Origin of the sequence: Xanthobacter autotrophicus (genome assembly GCF_030015065.1) — a bacterium.
GTDB lineage: Bacteria > Pseudomonadota > Alphaproteobacteria > Rhizobiales > Xanthobacteraceae > Xanthobacter > Xanthobacter autotrophicus_D.
This window is the reverse complement of the sequence record NZ_JAIVFN010000106.1, coordinates 1-16,356: the sequence shown is the minus strand read 5'-3', so window position 1 is coordinate 16,356 and position 16,356 is coordinate 1. Positions and strand designations below refer to the sequence as shown.

The 16,356-nt window shown below is 68.9% G+C and carries 18 protein-coding genes; 14 read left to right on the top strand and 4 right to left on the bottom strand.

What is annotated here, in order from left to right; translation table 11 throughout:
• From miaB to K9U40_RS17965, 3 genes are all read right to left on the bottom strand, one after another.
• On the bottom strand, positions 1-1,083 hold a 1,083-nt coding region (gene miaB / locus K9U40_RS17975), incomplete at its 3' end, for a tRNA (N6-isopentenyl adenosine(37)-C2)-methylthiotransferase MiaB (protein WP_282891506.1).
• A 150-nt stretch (positions 1,084-1,233) separates the two neighbouring features.
• Positions 1,234-2,391, bottom strand: a complete 1,158-nt coding sequence (gene queG, locus K9U40_RS17970; protein WP_282891510.1) for a tRNA epoxyqueuosine(34) reductase QueG — start codon at positions 2,389-2,391, stop codon at positions 1,234-1,236.
• On the bottom strand, positions 2,388-3,077 hold the full coding sequence (locus K9U40_RS17965; protein WP_282891505.1) for a glutathione S-transferase family protein: 690 nt from the start codon (positions 3,075-3,077) through the stop codon (positions 2,388-2,390). Before K9U40_RS17965 ends, queG begins: the two co-directional genes overlap by 4 nt.
• A 375-nt stretch (positions 3,078-3,452) precedes the next feature.
• Here K9U40_RS17965 and K9U40_RS17960 point away from each other — a divergent pair, with 375 nt between their 5' ends.
• Positions 3,453-4,259 (top strand): undecaprenyl-diphosphate phosphatase, encoded by an 807-nt coding sequence (locus tag K9U40_RS17960; protein WP_282891504.1) that lies wholly within the window; start codon positions 3,453-3,455, stop codon positions 4,257-4,259.
• Positions 4,260-4,298: 39 nt separating this feature from the next.
• Here the strand turns inward: K9U40_RS17960 and K9U40_RS17955 are convergent, their stop codons facing one another.
• Positions 4,299-4,496, bottom strand: coding sequence for a DUF1674 domain-containing protein (locus K9U40_RS17955; RefSeq protein ID WP_282891509.1), 198 nt, complete (start codon positions 4,494-4,496; stop codon positions 4,299-4,301).
• Positions 4,497-4,646: 150 nt separating this feature from the next.
• Between K9U40_RS17955 and secB the strand changes: the two genes are divergently transcribed.
• From secB to fhcD, 13 genes are all read left to right on the top strand, one after another.
• On the top strand, positions 4,647-5,117 hold the full coding sequence (secB, locus tag K9U40_RS17950; RefSeq protein WP_282891503.1) for a protein-export chaperone SecB: 471 nt from the start codon (positions 4,647-4,649) through the stop codon (positions 5,115-5,117).
• A 194-nt stretch (positions 5,118-5,311) separates the two neighbouring features.
• Positions 5,312-6,940 carry a sensor histidine kinase gene (locus tag K9U40_RS17945; RefSeq protein WP_282891502.1) on the top strand — a complete coding sequence of 543 codons (1,629 nt, stop codon included), beginning with the start codon at positions 5,312-5,314 and terminating at the stop codon, positions 6,938-6,940.
• Positions 6,937-7,635, top strand: coding sequence for a response regulator transcription factor (locus tag K9U40_RS17940; RefSeq protein ID WP_282891501.1), 699 nt, complete (start codon positions 6,937-6,939; stop codon positions 7,633-7,635). The genes K9U40_RS17945 and K9U40_RS17940 overlap by 4 nt, the downstream gene beginning before the upstream one ends.
• Before the next feature lie 262 nt (positions 7,636-7,897).
• On the top strand, positions 7,898-7,975 hold the full coding sequence (pqqA, locus tag K9U40_RS24845) for a pyrroloquinoline quinone precursor peptide PqqA (protein ID WP_081437156.1): 78 nt from the start codon (positions 7,898-7,900) through the stop codon (positions 7,973-7,975).
• Positions 7,976-8,027: 52 nt separating this feature from the next.
• Positions 8,028-8,927: a pyrroloquinoline quinone biosynthesis protein PqqB gene (gene pqqB / locus K9U40_RS17935; protein ID WP_282891500.1), complete on the top strand. Its 900-nt coding sequence runs from the start codon at positions 8,028-8,030 to the stop codon at positions 8,925-8,927.
• Positions 8,924-9,724, top strand: a complete 801-nt coding sequence (gene pqqC / locus K9U40_RS17930; RefSeq protein WP_282891499.1) for a pyrroloquinoline-quinone synthase PqqC — start codon at positions 8,924-8,926, stop codon at positions 9,722-9,724. Before pqqB ends, pqqC begins: the two co-directional genes overlap by 4 nt.
• A 3-nt stretch (positions 9,725-9,727) precedes the next feature.
• Positions 9,728-10,003 carry a pyrroloquinoline quinone biosynthesis peptide chaperone PqqD gene (pqqD, locus tag K9U40_RS17925; RefSeq protein WP_282891498.1) on the top strand — a complete coding sequence of 92 codons (276 nt, stop codon included), beginning with the start codon at positions 9,728-9,730 and terminating at the stop codon, positions 10,001-10,003.
• Positions 10,004-10,020: 17 nt separating this feature from the next.
• Positions 10,021-11,175, top strand: a complete 1,155-nt coding sequence (gene pqqE / locus K9U40_RS17920) for a pyrroloquinoline quinone biosynthesis protein PqqE (protein WP_282891508.1) — start codon at positions 10,021-10,023, stop codon at positions 11,173-11,175.
• Positions 11,172-11,891, top strand: coding sequence for a hypothetical protein (locus K9U40_RS17915; RefSeq protein ID WP_282891497.1), 720 nt, complete (start codon positions 11,172-11,174; stop codon positions 11,889-11,891). Before pqqE ends, K9U40_RS17915 begins: the two co-directional genes overlap by 4 nt.
• Positions 11,872-12,222, top strand: coding sequence for a hypothetical protein (locus tag K9U40_RS17910; protein WP_282891496.1), 351 nt, complete (start codon positions 11,872-11,874; stop codon positions 12,220-12,222). Before K9U40_RS17915 ends, K9U40_RS17910 begins: the two co-directional genes overlap by 20 nt.
• Positions 12,223-12,643: 421 nt before the next feature.
• Entirely contained in the window at positions 12,644-13,873 is a 1,230-nt protein-coding gene (locus K9U40_RS17905) for a formylmethanofuran dehydrogenase (protein ID WP_282891495.1), read from the top strand.
• Positions 13,870-15,519 (top strand): formylmethanofuran dehydrogenase subunit A, encoded by a 1,650-nt coding sequence (locus K9U40_RS17900; RefSeq protein ID WP_282891494.1) that lies wholly within the window; start codon positions 13,870-13,872, stop codon positions 15,517-15,519. The genes K9U40_RS17905 and K9U40_RS17900 overlap by 4 nt, the downstream gene beginning before the upstream one ends.
• Before the next feature lie 11 nt (positions 15,520-15,530).
• On the top strand, positions 15,531-16,356 hold an 826-nt coding region (fhcD, locus tag K9U40_RS17895; RefSeq protein ID WP_282891507.1), incomplete at its 3' end, for a formylmethanofuran--tetrahydromethanopterin N-formyltransferase.

The window sequence follows — 16,356 nt, the reverse complement described above, 5'->3', positions numbered from 1 at the left end:
CTCCGGCACCTGCGCCTCATGGTCGGCGGCGGGGGTGCCGGGGCGGGGGCTGTACTTGAAGGAATAGGCGCTGGCGAAGCCCACCCGGCGGACGAGGTCGATCGTGTCCTCGAAGTCCTGTTCCGTCTCGCCGGGGAAGCCGACGATGAAATCGGACGACAAAGCCATGTCCGGCCGCGCCTTCCGCATCTTGTCGATGATGGCGAAGAAGGCGTCGCGGCCATGCCTGCGGTTCATGGCGGCGAGGATGCGGTCGGAGCCCGACTGCACCGGCAGGTGCAGATAGGGCATCAGCTGGGGCAAATCGCGGTGGGCGGCGATGAGGTCGTCGCTCATGTCGCGCGGGTGGGAGGTGGTGTAGCGCAGCCGGGCGAGCCCATCGAGGCCGGCCATGCGCTCCATGAGCCGGGCGAGGCTCCAGCTGGTGCCGTCCGGCCCCGCGCCGTGGAAGGCGTTGACGTTCTGGCCGATGAGGGTGATCTCGCGCACGCCCTGGTCCACCAGCCGCGCCGCCTCGTCCATGATCTTGGCGGCCGGGCGGGAGACCTCCGCGCCGCGGGTATAGGGCACCACGCAGAAGGTGCAGAACTTGTCGCAGCCTTCCTGCACGGTGACGAAGGCCGCTGGCCCGCGGGAGCGGGTCGCCGCCCGCGTCGGGGCGGGCAGGTGGTCGAACTTGTCCTCGGCCGGGAATTCGGTGTCCACCACCCGCTTGCCGGCCTTGGCCTCGGCCAGCAGCTCGGGCAGGCGATGGTAGCTCTGGGGGCCGACCACGAGGTCCACCACCGGCGCGCGGCGCATGATCTCGGCGCCTTCGGCCTGGGCGACGCAGCCCGCCACCGCGATCATGGTGTCGGAGCCGGCCTCCTGCTTCTGTTTGCGCAGGCGGCCCAGCTCCGAATAGACCTTCTCGGCGGCCTTCTCGCGGATATGGCAGGTGTTGAGGATGACCAGATCGGCCGCGGCCGGGTCCTGCGTCTCCACGAAGCCCTCGCGCGCCAGCGTGTCCGCCATACGATGGGAATCGTAGACGTTCATCTGGCAGCCGAAGGACTTCACATAAAGCTTGCGGGGCTCGTGCATGTTGCCTGTTCTGTCGCCGTCGATCTTCGCGCGTGGGCGCGACGCGATCGTGACGCCAGCTCTTGTCGCCCCCCTCATGGTTCGTGAGGTGGCAATCCTACTGGCAAACGCGCCGGTTGGAAACAGCGCCCGCGCGATGGGCGGTGGAACTTAGGCCGGGTGGACCTCACCGGCTTCCCATTCCGTCCGTACCGCCGCGTCTTCTTCCTGCATCAGCGCCGCCGCAGCGCGCGTGGCGAGGGCCTGTGGGCCGGCCAGCCGCCCGAACGCCCAGACGGCGGCCCCGCGCACGAGCGGCGCTTGGTCCGAGAGCCGGGCCTCCACCTGGGGCAGCAGCGCCGCATCCCCCGCATTTCCGATGGCCATCAGCACGTTGCGCACGAAGCGGTCGCGTCCTACCCGCTTGATGGGGCTTTTGGGGAAGCGGGCGCGGAAGGCGGCATCGTCCAGCGCGACGAGTTCGGCAAGGGGCGGGGCGTCATTCTCCGCCCGCGCGGCGAGCTTCATTTCGCGCCCGAGTTCCGCGAACTTGTTCCACGGGCAGGCGGCGAGGCAATCGTCGCAGCCATAGATACGGTTGCCCATGAGGGGGCGCAGGTCGCGCGGGATCGGACCCTTGTGCTCAATGGTGAGGTAGGAGATGCAACGCCGCGCATTGATGACGTAGGGGGCAGGAAAGGCGGCCGTGGGGCAGGCGTCGAGGCAGGCGCGGCAGGAGCCGCAATGGTCCTTCTCCGGCGCGGACGGCTTGAGCTCCAGTGTGGTGGCGATGGCGCCGAGGAACAGCCAGGAGCCGAAATCGCGCGAGACCAGGTTGGTGTGCCGGCCCTGCCAGCCGAGCCCCGCCGCCGCGGCCAGCGGCTTCTCCATGAGCGGGGCGGTATCCACGAACACCTTCACGTCGCCCTCAAGGCCGCGCCGTTGCGCCTCGGCGAGCAAAGCGCGGGCGACGCGCTTCAGCTTGGGCTTGATGATGTCGTGGTAGTCCTCCGCCCGCGCATAGACGGAGATGGCACCCGCTGAGGGCCGGGCCAGCACCGTGCGGGGGTCTTCCGCGGGGCCGTAATTGAGCCCCAGCATGATGACGGAGCGCATGGCCGGCCACAGCACGGCGGGATCGGCCCGGCGCTCCAGCGTCTCGGCCATCCAGCCCATGTCGCCCTGGGCGCCGCCGGCGACCCACGCTTTGAGCCGGGCACCGGCCTCGGGGACGGCATCCGCGCGGGCGATGCCGACGGCATCGAAGCCTTCCGAACGGGCGAGGCCGGCGATGATCTCCTCAAGAGGGGCGCCGGCCGCCTCGGTCAGAAGTCGAGGTCCGCGTAGGTCTTGGAGGGCGGCATGCCCGGAATGCTCTCGGTCAGGAGCGCGCGGAAGGTCGGGCGCGACTTGATGCGCGCGTACCAGTCCCTCGCGTGATCGTCCTCGTCCCACGGCACGTCGCCCAGATAGTCGGCCACCGAGAGATGCGCGGCGGCGGCAAGGTCGGCCTGACTCAGCTTCTCCCCGGCGAGCCATTTGCGCGCCTTGGCCAGCCATCCGATATATTTCAAATGATAGCGCAGATTACTGCGCCCCATGCGCAGGGATGTGGCATCGGGCGAGCCGCCGCCCTGCTCGCGCGTCATGTAGCGCTTGTGGATGCGCTCGCGCACTAGGGGCTCGGTGGCCTCCACATACATCTTCTCGTTGAACCATTGGGTGAGCCGGCGCACCTCCACTCGCGCCGCCGGAGAGTCCGGCAAGAGGCGGTGGTCGCCGAGGGCGAGGCCGCGCGTCTCGTCGAGCCATTCGGCGATGATGGAGGCTCCGGGCACCGAGGCGGCCATCTCCTCCACGATCACCGGCGTCTCGCCGGCCGGATTGAGGGCGAGGAAGCCGGGCCGGCGCTCCCACACCCGCTCTTCCACGAGCTCCGGTTCGAGCCCGTATTCGGCGAGGAGGAGGCGGACAAAGCGGGAGTGCGGGCAAAACGGATGGTGATGCAGATACATGACGCAATTTCGCCGGGGGTGTTGGGGGAAAAAGGCCAGTCACCCGGCGACCTCAAGTTTTAGAGCGCGATTCTTTCCGATTGGTTCCACCGCAGTGCAGCATTTCGCTTGCGCGCGTCGGGCGGCCCCCGGCGCGGCAAATTATCGTAAACGGAATGCTACGAGCCCGCCTGGGTCAAATCCAAAATCCTAAGTCAATTCAATGCATAAGACTGCCGTTGCGGCAAGATCGCCTGTGGCGCCGACGCCACAGGCGCCGGGGAAATAGCTTGCTGAGGCCGTGCGTGGCGTCTCCCTTCGCGGGCGCGCGATTGCACCTGCGAAGGGGAGAGAACAGGATGCGCCCTCCTTTCCGCCTTCCGGACGATCTGAACCATGACCCTCGGCGATATGCTCGAAGCCCTCGTTCTCGGCCTTCTGGAGGGGCTGACGGAGTTCATCCCCGTCTCCTCGACCGCCCACATCCTGCTTGCGGGGCATTTCCTCGGCTTCGAGAGCACCGGCCACACCTTCGAGGTGCTGATCCAGCTCGGCGCGGTGCTCGCCATCCTCACCGTCTATTTCCAGCGCTTCCTCAAGGTGGCGCAGCAGCTGCCCACCAATCCGGGCGCGCGGCGCTTCGTGCTCGGCATCATCGTCGCCTTCCTGCCGGCGGCGGTGATCGGGGCGCTGGCCCACGGTTTCATCAAGAGCGTGCTGTTCGAGACGCCCGCCCTCATCTGCGTGACGCTGATCCTGGGCGGCATCGTCCTCCTGTTCATCGACAAGGTGGTGCCTGAGCCGCGCTACAACAACGCCATGGGCCTGCCCATGACGCTGGCGCTCAAGATCGGCTTCTTCCAGTGCCTGGCCATGATCCCCGGCATGTCGCGCTCGGGCTCCACCATCGTGGGCGGGATGCTCATGGGCGTGGACAAGAGGGCGGCGGCGGAATTCTCCTTCTTCCTCGCTCTGCCCACCATGTTCGGCGCCTTCGTCTACGACCTCTACAAGAACCGCAACAATCTCTCCTTTGACGATGGCCTGCTCATCGTCATCGGCTTCGTCGCAGCCTTCTGCGCGGCGGTGGTGGTGGTGCGGACCCTGCTCGATTTCGTTGCCAAGCACGGCTACGCGCCGTTCGGCTGGTGGCGCATCGTTGTCGGCATTGCCGGGCTCATCGGCCTGGCGCTGGTGGGCTGAGGACTTCCTCCGCTCACCCAACGGCTGGGGCGTCGCGGCTCAGAAGTCGGACGCGATGCCCCCCACCTCCCAGTCGCCGTAGCGCACCGGCTCGGGCCCGTCGCGGCCGTTGATTTCCTTCGGGCGATCCTTGACCGCCGCATCCATGGCGGCGCGCCGGGCCTCGGCCTCGGCGAGCGCGCGTTTCGCGGCCTCGCTCAAGGGCTTGCGCGGCGGCGCGGGCCTGTCCTCGTCCATCATCTTGTCTCCTCGTCCTGCCGCGCCGGGATTGCAGGCGCGGCTCTTCCGGCGCCGATCCTTGCACCTGAAGCGTAAAGCATGGTAGCAGCGCCGCGCTTTTAGGGCATCCATCGGTGCCACCAATCAACGCTTGAAATGGAGATGCGCATGGCCACGCAGAATGGCGGCCCCACCCAGAATGCGGCGCCGTCGCTGAACGTGCTCGCGCAGTACACGAAGGATTTCTCGTTCGAGAACCCGAACGCGCCGCGCTCGCTCGCCGCGCCGCCGAGCCAGCCCGACGTGAACATCCAGATCCACGTCAATGCCCGTCCCGGCGGCAATGGCGAGTTCGAGATCGAGCTGAAGATCGACGGTGGCGCCAGCGTCGAGGGCAACACCCTGTTCGCCTTCGAGCTGGTCTATGCGGGCGTGTTCCGCATCCTCAACGTGCCCGAGCAGAGCCTGCAGCCGGTGGCGCTGATCGAGTGCCCGCGCCTGCTCTTCCCCTTCGCCCGGCAGATCATCGCCGACGCGGTGCGCAATGGCGGCTTCCCGCCCCTGATGATCGACCCGGTGGATTTCGCCGCCCTGTACCAGCAGCGCATGCAGGCGGAAGGCCAGCGCGTCCAGGCCTGATCGCCTGACGCCATCGCGACCTGACAGGACGCCGCCGGCTGCCGCGCGCAACCGGCGGCGTTTCCGTTTGTGCCCGGCGTTCCGGTGCCCGGCCGCGTTTCTTCCTTGGAACCGGTATCCACCCGGCCCGAAAACGCTCTAAAAGCGGACAAGCGCACCGACAGGGTGCCGCGGGAGGAAGCCGGCCAAGGGCGATGAGATCCATCCGCTTCAAGCTTGCCGCCCTGAGTGGCGCGGCGGCGTCCTTCGCCATCCTCGCCGCCGTGGGGCTTCTGCTCGCGGTGGGCGCGGCGGACCGCGCCCTCGAGGCGACCGTTGCGGCCCAGCAGAGGCTGGACCTGCTCACCGAGATGTCGGCCCGCCTCTCCGATTTCGGCCTCGCCGCCGTGGCCGCCGCCGAAAGCCCCGGCGCGGATCGCGGACGCATGGAGGATGCGCGTTCCCGCGTCTCCGCCGTGCTGGAGGCGGCCACCGTGCGCGCGGCGGCGACCGGGCCGGCTCCGAACCTGGGCATCCGCCCGCGCGAGCGCATGCTCGCTCATCTGCGGGCGGACTTCATCGTGCTCGACCGCCAGATCTCCGCCGCCGTGGCGGACATGGACGCCCCCCGCCGCGGTGACCGTGTGCGCGGCGCGCTCAACGGTTTTGCCGCCTCCGCCGGCCCCACCCTGTCGCTCCTCGTGGAGAGCGAGCGCCGCGCCGTCACGAGCGCGCGCGAAGAGGCGCTGGCGCTGTCTTTCCGCCTCAGGGTGGGGGCGGTGGCGCTCGCCACTCTTGTGCTCGCGGCGGTGGTGGTTCTCTACCGGGCGGTGGCCCGGCCGCTTCTGACCCGGCTGGGCGAGATCGACCGGGCGGCGGCCGCCATCGGCCGCGGCGACCTCGACACCCGCCTCGCCATCGGCCCGCGTGACGAATTGGGTGTGCTGACGGCGCGCTTCAACCGCATGGCCGCGCGCCTCGGTCGCCGGGAACGGCGGGTGGTGGAGGATCGCGCTGTGCTGGAGAAGACCATCGCCGAGCGCACCGCCGACCTCACCGCCGCCAATGCCCGGCTTGCCGCCATCGACGCGTCCCGCCGGCGGTTCTTTACCGATGTGAGCCACGAGCTGCGCACGCCGCTCACCGTCATCATCGGTGAATGCGACGTGACCCAGCGTGCCCCCGCCATTCCCGAGGAGCTGAGCCGCTCGGTGCTCGCCACCATCCGCAAGCGCGCCGGGCGCCTGCACCGCCGGGTCGAGGACCTGCTGCGCGTGGCCCGTTCCGAAAGCGGGGAGATCGAGCTGGTGTTCCAGGATGTGCCGCTGGTGCCGCTTCTCGCCGACGCCCTCGCCGGCTTCGAGAACGTGGCCCGCCGGCAAGGCGTGACCCTGACCCTTGACGCTGAAGCGCCGGGTCCCCTGGTCCATGCCGACCGCGAATGGCTGAGGCAGGTGGTGGAGGGCCTCATCGACAACGCGTTGCGCCATGGCGGCAAGGTGACGCGCATCACCGTCGCCGCCGCAACCGTGACCGGCGCTGACGGGACGGCGGGGGAACGGATCACGGTGACGGACGACGGCCGTGGCATCGCACCGGAGGCGCGCGCCGGCCTGTTCAGGCGCTTCGAGCGGGGCGAGCGGTTCGGCGACGGCACCGGATTCGGCCTCGGCCTCGCGCTCGCGGAATGGGTGGTGACGCGGCACGGTGGACGTATCACACTGGAAGAAGGAGAAGCGGGCGGTACCCGCGTGGTCATCATGCTGCCCCGGCCGCAGGCCCACCAGGACGCCGCCGACGTGCGGGCGCCTGAAGGAACACCGCCCGGCAAGGAGGAGACATGAACATTCTGGTGGTCGAGGACGACAGCGACATCGGCGCGATGCTGAGCCGCGGGCTCTCGGCCGAAGGCTTCGACGTGACCGTGGTGGGCCGCGCCGACGAGGCGCTGGACACGGCGCGCCAGTACAATCCCTGCGCGGTGGTGCTCGACATCATGCTGCCCGACGGCTCGGGGATCGACGTGTGCCGGGCGTTGCGCAGCGCCGGACATTCCGGCCCCATCCTGTTCCTGTCCGCCAAGGACGAGGTGCACGACCGCGCCGAGGGCCTCGGCGCCGGGGCCGACGACTACATTGTGAAACCGTTCGAGTTCGCCGAGCTGGTGGCGCGGCTGCGCGCCCACCTGCTGCACCGCCTCGGCGACAGCCATGCGGGCCGCATTGTCGCAGGGCGCCTGGTGCTCGACCAGTCCACCCGCACCGTCCTGTTCGGGGAGATCCATGCCCGCCTGACGGAACGGGAGGCGGAGCTGCTGGCCCTGCTGATGGCAACCCCCAACCGCCCGGTGCCCCGCGGCGAGATCTTCGACCGGCTCTGGGCCAACCAGGGCGGCGCCTCGCTGAACGTGGTCGACGTCTATGTGGGCTACCTGCGCACCAAGCTCGCTCCGGTGAGCCGGGCCGGCGGGCCGCAGGTGGCCACGGTGCGCGGCCGCGGCTTCATGCTGGACCTCTCGGCGCCGGCGGGCGCCCACTGATCCCGACCGCCGGTGAGCGTGCCCCGGCACCCCGTCGGGATCACAGCCCGTGCGGCGCCTGAGCGGAACCCCGCCCGGCGCCGGTCAGCGACCGGGGCCGTCGGCATTGCCGGTCGCGCCTGCTGCGCCGCAGCATCATATTTTGCTTGCGGGAACCAAATCGAGCGCCAATATTTATCCTCACTGCGATGAACTTCGTCATTGCAGAGTGTTCTTATGATCTTCTTAGAAAGATCTTGGGCATATAACTGGAGGAAGCATCATGCGCTGGAACAAGCCTCAGGTCTGCGAAGTCTGCGTTGGCATGGAAGTCACCGCCTATCTGCCGGCCGATTTCTGATCCGAATGAGGTCGGTGGCCGGGAACGAAAGGGCAGGAGCGTTCGTCGCATCATGCAGGTGATCGTTCTCGGTTCGGCGGCCGGCGGCGGCGTTCCCCAATGGAACTGCCGCTGTCCGGTGTGCCGCATGGCCTGGTCGGGGGACCCGCGCGTCACCCCGCGCACCCAATCGAGCATCGCCGTCTCCGCCGACGGCAGGGAGTGGGTCCTGCTGAATGCCTCGCCCGATCTTCGGGCGCAGATTTCCGCCACGCCGGCGCTCAGGCCCCGCAGTGGCGAGCGCGACAGCCCCATTCGCGCCGTCGTCCTCACCAACGGGGACGTGGACCATATCGCCGGCCTGCTCTCGCTTCGGGAATCGCAGCCCTTCGCCCTCTACGGGACGGAGGAGACGCTTTCCCTGCTCAAGCAGAACCAGGTGTTCGACGTGGTGGCGCCGGCCTTCGTCAGCCGGACCGCCGCCGTGTTCGGCGAGGCCTTCTCACCGGCACGGGGGCTCGGGATGGATTTCTTCACCGTGCCCGGAAAGGTGCCACTCTGGCGCGAGGATGCCAGCCTCGTCATCGGCGAGGAGACGGGTTCCACCGTGGGCGTCACCATCACCTGCGGGAACAAGCGCCTCGTCTACATTCCCGGCTGCGCGGCGGTGACGCCGGCGGTGCGGGAGCGCATCGCTGGGGCCGATCTTCTGTTCTTCGACGGCACGCTCTTTTCCGACGACGAGATGATCACCGCCGGCGTCGGTACCAAGACGGGCGCGCGCATGGGGCACCTCTCCATGTCCGGCGCCGACGGCACCGTGGCGCTGCTTAAGGATGTGCCGGTGGCGCGGCGCGTCTTCATCCACATCAACAACACCAATCCGGCGCTGGTCGACGACTCGCAGGAGCGCCGGGAGGTGGAGCAGGCCGGCTGGACGGTGGCCCGCGACGGAATGGAGTTCTCGTTATGACGTTCCTCGCCCTCGCCGAGCCGCTGGCCTTCCCGCCCCTGCCCGCGCCGTCCGAGCCTTTGTCGCCCGAGGGGCTGGAAGCGGCGCTGCGGGAGGTGGGAGCCACCCGCTACCACAATCTCCACCCGTTCCATAAGCTGCTGCATGCCGGCAAGCTGAACCGGGACCAGGTGCGCGCCTGGGCGCTCAACCGCTATTGTTACCAGTCCGCCATTCCCCGCAAGGACGCGGCGCTCATGAGCCGCTGCGACGACCGGGAGCTGCGCCGCGAATGGCTGCACCGCATCACCGACCATGACGGATTTGGTGAAGATTCCGGCGGCATCGAGCGTTGGTTGGTGCTCACCGACGGCCTCGGCCTTAACCGCGACTATGTGGTCTCGAAGGAGGGCGCTCTGCCCGCCACCAAGTTCGCGGTGGAGGCCTATGTGCGCTTCGTGGCTGACCATTCGCTGCTGGAGGCGGTGGCCTCCTCCCTCACCGAGCTGTTCGCGCCGGGCATCCATGCCGAGCGCATCTCGGGCATGCTGGCCAATTACGACTTCATCACCGAGCGTGTTGTCGCCTATTTCCGCCGCCGCCTTGACCAGGCGCCCAAGGATGCCGATTTCGCCCTCGACTACGTGAAGAAGAACGCGCGCACGGTGGCCGAGCAGCGCGCCGTTATCCGGGCCTTGACCTTCAAGACCGAAGTCCTGTGGGCGCAGCTCGATGCGCTTTATTTCGCTTATGTGGAGCCCGGCTGGCCGGCGCCCGGCGCATGGCGGCCGGGCATCGCCCTCGTCGAGGCCGGCTGAGCCATGCGGGCGGAAGAGACCGACGTGCCGCGCCTGCCGCGCGGGGTTAAACTGAAGTATGATCAGGTGCGCGAGCGCCATGTGCTGCTCGCCCCGGAGCGGGCGTTCGACATCGACGAGACCGCGGCTGCGGTGCTGGAGCTGGTGGACGGCCAGCGCACCTGCGGCCAGATCGTGGATGAGCTGGCGCTGCGCTTCGACGAAAAGCGCGAGGTGATCGCCGCCGACGTGCGCGACATGATCGGCGACCTCATTGCGCGGCGGGTGATCGAGCGATGACCAACGACACGGCCGAACTGAATCAGGAGACGGCGCCCCGCCCGGCGGCGGTGCATCCTGTCGGCCATCCCATCGGTATCCTGGCCGAGCTGACCCATCGCTGCCCCCTGCGCTGTCCCTATTGCTCCAACCCGCTGGAGCTGGAGCGCCGCGAGGCGGAGCTGGACACCGCCACCTGGAAGCGCGTGCTCAGCGAGGCGGTGGCCCTCGGCGTGCTGCATGTCCATCTCTCCGGCGGCGAGCCCACGGCGCGGGCTGACCTTGTGGAACTCACCGCCCATTGCGCGGCGGAGGGGCTCTACACCAATCTCATCACCTCCGGCGTCGGCCGCGCCGGCGCCATGCTGCCCGCCTTGTCCGAGGCGGGGCTGGACCATGTGCAGCTCTCGTTCCAGGGCGCCAAGGCTGAAACCACCGATCGGGTCGGCGGCTATGCCGGCGGCCATGCCGCCAAGCTCGCCTTCGCCGCGCAGGTCACCGACCTCGGCCTGCCGCTGACGGTGAACGCGGTGTTCCATCGCGCCAACATCCACGAGGTGGAGGACATGATCGCCCTCGCCGTGGCGCTGAAGGCGCGGCGGCTGGAGGTGGCGCACACCCAGTATTACGGCTGGGCCTATGCCAACCGTGCCGCGCTGATGCCGGCGCGCCCCGACGTGGATCGTTCCGTCGCCATCGTGGAGGAGGCGCGCAAGCGGCTGGAAGGCGTGCTGGTCATCGACATGGTCATCCCGGACTATTACGCCCGCTATCCCAAGCCCTGCTCCGGCGGCTGGGGGCGGCGCACGCTGAATGTCACGCCCACCGGCCGGGTGCTGCCCTGCCATGCGGCGGAGAGCATTCCCGGCCTCGAATTCTGGTCGGTGCGCGACCATGCTCTGGGGGACATCTGGCGCGCCTCGCCGGCCTTCAACGCCTTCCGCGGCACCGAATGGATGCGCGAGCCGTGCCGCAGCTGCGACCGGCGGGAGATGGATTTCGGCGGCTGCCGCTGCCAGGCCATGGCGCTGGCGGGGGATGCCAGCCTCACCGATCCGGCCTGCTCGAAATCCCCGTTCCATGCCCGGGTCGAGGCGCTGGCCACCGCCGAGGCGGCGGGCCCGGCGCCGGACTTCATCTACCGCACCATCGGCGGCGCTTCCGTGCCCCGGCGGGAAGGAGCAAAATCGTGAGCGCCCGCAGGATCTTCGGCCTGTTCATCTTCCTGACGGCGGCGCTGTTCGCCGCCGGGTTCCTGGTGGAGCCCCTGCCTGCGCGCGCCGCCGAGGCGCAGGCCGCCACCGAAAACGCCCCGCCCGAGGCGGCGGATCTCCTGTTCGAGCGGCCCCAGCTCGCCGCCACGAGGCCCGGCGACGTCCTCTTTTACGTCTATGCGCGCAAGGTGACGGATGCGGAGCTCGGGCCCTCCTTCGAGGACCGCATCCGCCTGATCATCGAACCCGGCGCGGGCAGCAGCGATGCGCGCGACGTGCGGGTGGACTTCTTCGCCGCCGAGCGCCACCGCGCCGCCGGCCCCTTCGAGGGGGCGACCACCAATCCGGTGCTGATGCTGTTCCTGGAGAATCACCTCGTCGAGCTGTCCGGCCGGCTGAAGGGCAATCCGCGCTATTTCAAGAACGCCATCCGCTCGGCCCTGCGCGACCGGGCGCGGGTGGAGCCCGCCGACATCGTCGTGGATGGCCGTACGCTCAAGGGCTGGCGCGTCACCGTGAAGCCCTTCGAGGGCGACGCCAACGCCGCCCGCATGCGCGGACTTGAGACCTTGACCTACACATTCGATGTGGCGCCGGGCGTGCCGGGGGAGGTCGTGCGCATGGAGATCGCGGCCGAGGCCCCCGGCGGCCGGCTCTGGGAGGAGACGATCGCCTATGATCCGAAGGGCTCTTGAGGTGGCGGGCCTGCTGCTGGTGTCGGCCGGCGCGGTGCTCGCCGCCACCCCGGACAACGACTATCCCACCTCCGCGCGTGTCGATTACGTCATCGCCTGCATGGCGGCGAACGGGCAGTCGCGCGAAGCCATGACCCGTTGTTCCTGCTCGGTGGACACGCTGGCCTCCATCCTGCCGTATGACCGTTACGTGGCGGCCGAGACCATCCTTTCCATGCGGCAGGGCGTGGGGCAGGCGGCGAGCATCTTCCGCAACACGCCCCAATACGAGGACAACATCGCCGAACTGCGCCGCGCCCAGGCGGAAGCCGAGGTCCGCTGCTTCAAGTAGAATTCGATACCGCGTCGCACAACACCTGCTCGCATCTGCCGCATAGATGACGGGTTTTCTGCCCCCTGCGGCTATGTTAGCTTCCTCTCCAAGAACAGACGCATGGCGCACGGAGTTTTCCGAAGCGCACTGCAACGACAAGCGGGCAACCGCCGCGGCGTCTTGATCGGGACCTTCAACCCCCAAGGCAATGCCATGGCATCTCAACGCTCTGCGTCTGTCCATTTCGTCCCATTTTCACATGCGAGGGCCGGTACCGGCGCCAGCTCTACGCCCTTGCGTGGACCTGGCGCAGCCCGCCCCGCAGCCATCGCCTTCGGGTGACGCCATGATATCGGGAGAGTCGATCACCGGCGGTGCCGCGCGCACCGTCCGAGACGTCGTCTGCGGCTTCTGCGGCCTCGGATGCGATGATCTGGAGGTGACCGTCGCCGGTCGCGCTATCACGCCGCGCACGGCGTGCCCCGAGGCCGCGCGCCTCCTCGCCCGCAGCGAGGCGCCGCCGCCCGTGCCGCGCATCAAGGGCGCTCCGGCCACTTTCGAGGAAGCGGCCGCAGCCGCCGCGGGGCACCTAAAGGCCGCCCACTCCGCCGCCTTCAGCGGCCTCGGCGCGGATCTGGAGGGCTTGCGCCGCCTGTACGACCTCGCCATGGCATCGGGCGCCAGCCTCGACCATGCGGCGTCGAGCGGGCTGTTCGCCAATCTGGAGCGCCTGGCCCGCAAAGGCTGGATCGCCGCCACCCTCGCCGAGGTGCGCAACCGCTGCGACGTGATGGTGGTGTTCGGCGATGATCCGGCCTCCGCCTTCAACCGCTTCTTCTCCCGCGCCGTTCCGGTGCGCGGGAAAGGGGCGGAGGGGGACGCCGCGCCGCTCTTCGTCACCGCCCCCGGACGGCGGCAGATCGCCATCGTCGGCGGGTCGCTGTCGGAGCCCTCGCGCCGGGTCCTGGCGACCCACGCGGTGACGGAAATTATCGTTGCTGAACATGAGGTTGCCACTGCCGCTTCGGTGCTGTCGGCGCTTGTCGCGGGGCGTGCGGTGGACGGGCTCAGCGGCCTGCCGGAGGCGACGGTTACGGCCCTCGCGGCGCTGGCGGAACAGCTCAAGGCGGCGCGCTATGCCGTCTTCACCTGGAACGCCGCCAGCCTGCCGGCAGAGGATGCGCCGGTGGTTGCCGGAGCGGCATCGGAGGCGGTGGATCTCCTCTCCGTCACCACCCGCGCGGCGGTGTTTCCGCTGGGCGGGCGGGACAATGTGACCGGGGCGCACCAACTTGCCCTGTGGCGCTTCGGCTATCCCCTGCGCACGGCGGTGGGGGCTGGCACGGCGCGCCATGTGCCTGAGCTTTATTCAACGACGGCAGCGCTTTACGATGCCGACCTGCTGCTGCACGCCAGCGCCTTCCGGCCCGATGCGCCGCCGGATTTCGACCGGGGGCCGGTGATCGCCATCGCCCATCCCGACACAGTGTTCGCGCGGGAGCCGGAGGTGTTCATCCCGGTGGGAACGCCAGGGGTGGACCATGGCGGCCACGTCTTCCGCATGGATTCGGTGGTTTGCCTGCCGCTTCAGGCGCTTAGGCCAGCCGAGCTGCCCAGCGTCGCCGAGGCGGCCGCGGCCATTCTTGTGTCGTTCGGGAGGGGTGCATGAGGACGCGCATCACCGGTGGGCGCGTGTTCGACCCCGCCAACAATGTCATCGACCAGGTTCGCGACCTCCTTCTGGAGGATGGCCGCATCATCGCCGACGCGCCGCCGGTCCAGGGCGAGCAAGTGGTTGACGCGTCAGGCACAATCGTGCTCGCGGGGGGCATCGACCTGCACAGCCACATCGCTGGCGGCAAGGTCAATCTCGGTCGCCTGCTGATGAACGAGGACCGGGCGCTCTATCCCGAGCCGTTCGGCGATTTCTGCGGCTGCGGCGGCGGGCGGGCGGTGCCCACCACCCACGCAACCGGTTGCCGCTACTCGCAAATGGGCTACACCGCCGTGTTCGAGCCGGCAGTTGTGGGGGCCAATGCCCGCCACGCGCACCTTGAGATGGCGGACATCCCCAACATCGACACCGGCGGCTTCCTGGTGCTGGGGAACGATGATTTCCTGTTGCGCCTTATCGCCCAAAGCGAGGGCCAGCAGGCGATCAATGACTATGTGGCCTGGATGCTCAAGGCCACCCAGTGCTGCGCCATCAAGATCGTGAACCCCGGCGGCATCAACGCCTTCAAGTTCAACGGCCGCGCCCTCGATCTTGACGAGACGGGGCCGTTTTACGGCCTCACCCCGCGCCGAATCCTCAACACACTTCAGCGCGCCGTATCGGAACTGGGGGTGCCGCACCCCATCCACCTGCACGGCTGCAACCTGGGGGTGCCCGGCAACGTGAAGACGACGCTCGCCACCATCGGCGCGAGCGAGGGCTTCCCCCTCCATCTCACCCACATCCAGTTCCACTCCTACGGCACCGAGGGCGACCGGCACTTCTCCTCCGGCTCGGCCGAGATCGCGGAGGCGGTGAACGCCAATCCGCACATCTCGGTGGACGTGGGGCAGATCATGTTCGGCCAGACCGTGACCGCCTCGGCCGACCTCATGTCCCAGTATCGCAATCATGGCATCGCCGATCCCAAGAAGTGGATCGGCATGGACATCGAGATGGACGCGGCCTGCGGCGTGGTGCCGTTCAATTATCGCGACACCTCCTTCGTGAACGCGCTGCAATGGGCCATCGGGCTGGAACTGTTCCTGCTCATCGAGGACCCGTGGCGGGTGTATCTCACCACCGACCATCCCAATGGCGGCCCCTTCACCTCCTACCCCCACCTCATCCGGCTCTTGATGGACAAGCCGTTCCGCGACGCGCACCTCGGCCGCATCCACAAGGCGGCGAGGGCCCATACCCGCCTCGCCGAGATTTCCCGCGAATACACGCTGGAGGAGATCGCGGTGGTGACCCGCGCGGCGCCGGCCCGCACCCTCGGCCTGAAGGACCGTGGCCATCTCGGCCCCGGCGCCCGCGCGGACGTGGTGCTCTACGAGGAGCAGGCCGACCGCGAGGCCATGTTCGCGGCGCCCCGCTTTGTCCTGAAGGACGGCGAGGTGGTGGTGGTGAACGGCGAGGTGGTGGCCCTCACAAAGGGGCGCACCTATGCGGTCCATCCCCCCTCCGATCCGTTGATGGACAAGCGTCTTGAGCGCTGGTTCGACGAGGCGGTGGGCCTGAAGGCGAGCCATTATCAGATCGCCGACCGCGAGATCCGTGACGGACAGGGCCCCGAAATCGTGGAGCTGACGCCATGAGTTCTTCCGCGATGATCATCAACGGCGTCGAGATCCGCGACAGCTTCGCCGAGGCGTTTCCCATGGCGGGAACGCGCCTCATCATCACCGCCGACACCCCACGCTGGGCACATACCGCCGCGGCGAGCCTGACGGGCTTTGCCACCTCGGTCATCGGCTGCGGCTGCGAGGCCGCCATCGAGCGGGAGCTTGCCCCCGCCGAAACCCCGGACGGGCGGCCGGGCTATGCCGTGCTCATCTTCGCCATGTCCTTGAAGGACCTGAAGAAGGTGGTGCCGCTGCGGGCCGGGCAATGCGTGCTCACCTCGCCCACCTCCGCCTGCTATTCGGGGCTGGAGGGCGGGGCCGCCATCGCGCTGGGGCGGGCGCTGCGCTATTTCGGCGACGGCCACCAGATCGCCAAGTCCATCGACGGGCGCCGCTTCTGGCGGGTGCCGGTGATGGAGGGGGAGTTCGTCTGCGACGAGGTGGTGGGCTCCACCACCGCTGCCGTGGGCGGCGGGAATTTCCTCATCCTCGCCCGCTCGCGTCCGGCAGCCCTTGCGGCGGCCGAGGCGGCGGTGGAGGCCATGGCCCGCGTGCCCGGCGCCATCATGCCGTTTCCGGGCGGCGTGGTGCGCTCGGGCTCCAAGGTGGGCGCCAAATATGCCGGCATGATCGCCTCCACCAACGACGCCTATTGCCCGACCCTGCGCGGCGTCTCCCATAGCGCGCTGCCGCCGGAGGTTTCGAGCGTGCTGGAGATCGTCATCGACGGGTTGAGCGAGCAGGACGTGGCCGCCAGCATGCAGGCCGGCATCGCCGCCGTCTGCGCCTTGGGGGCGGCGGCCGGGGTGG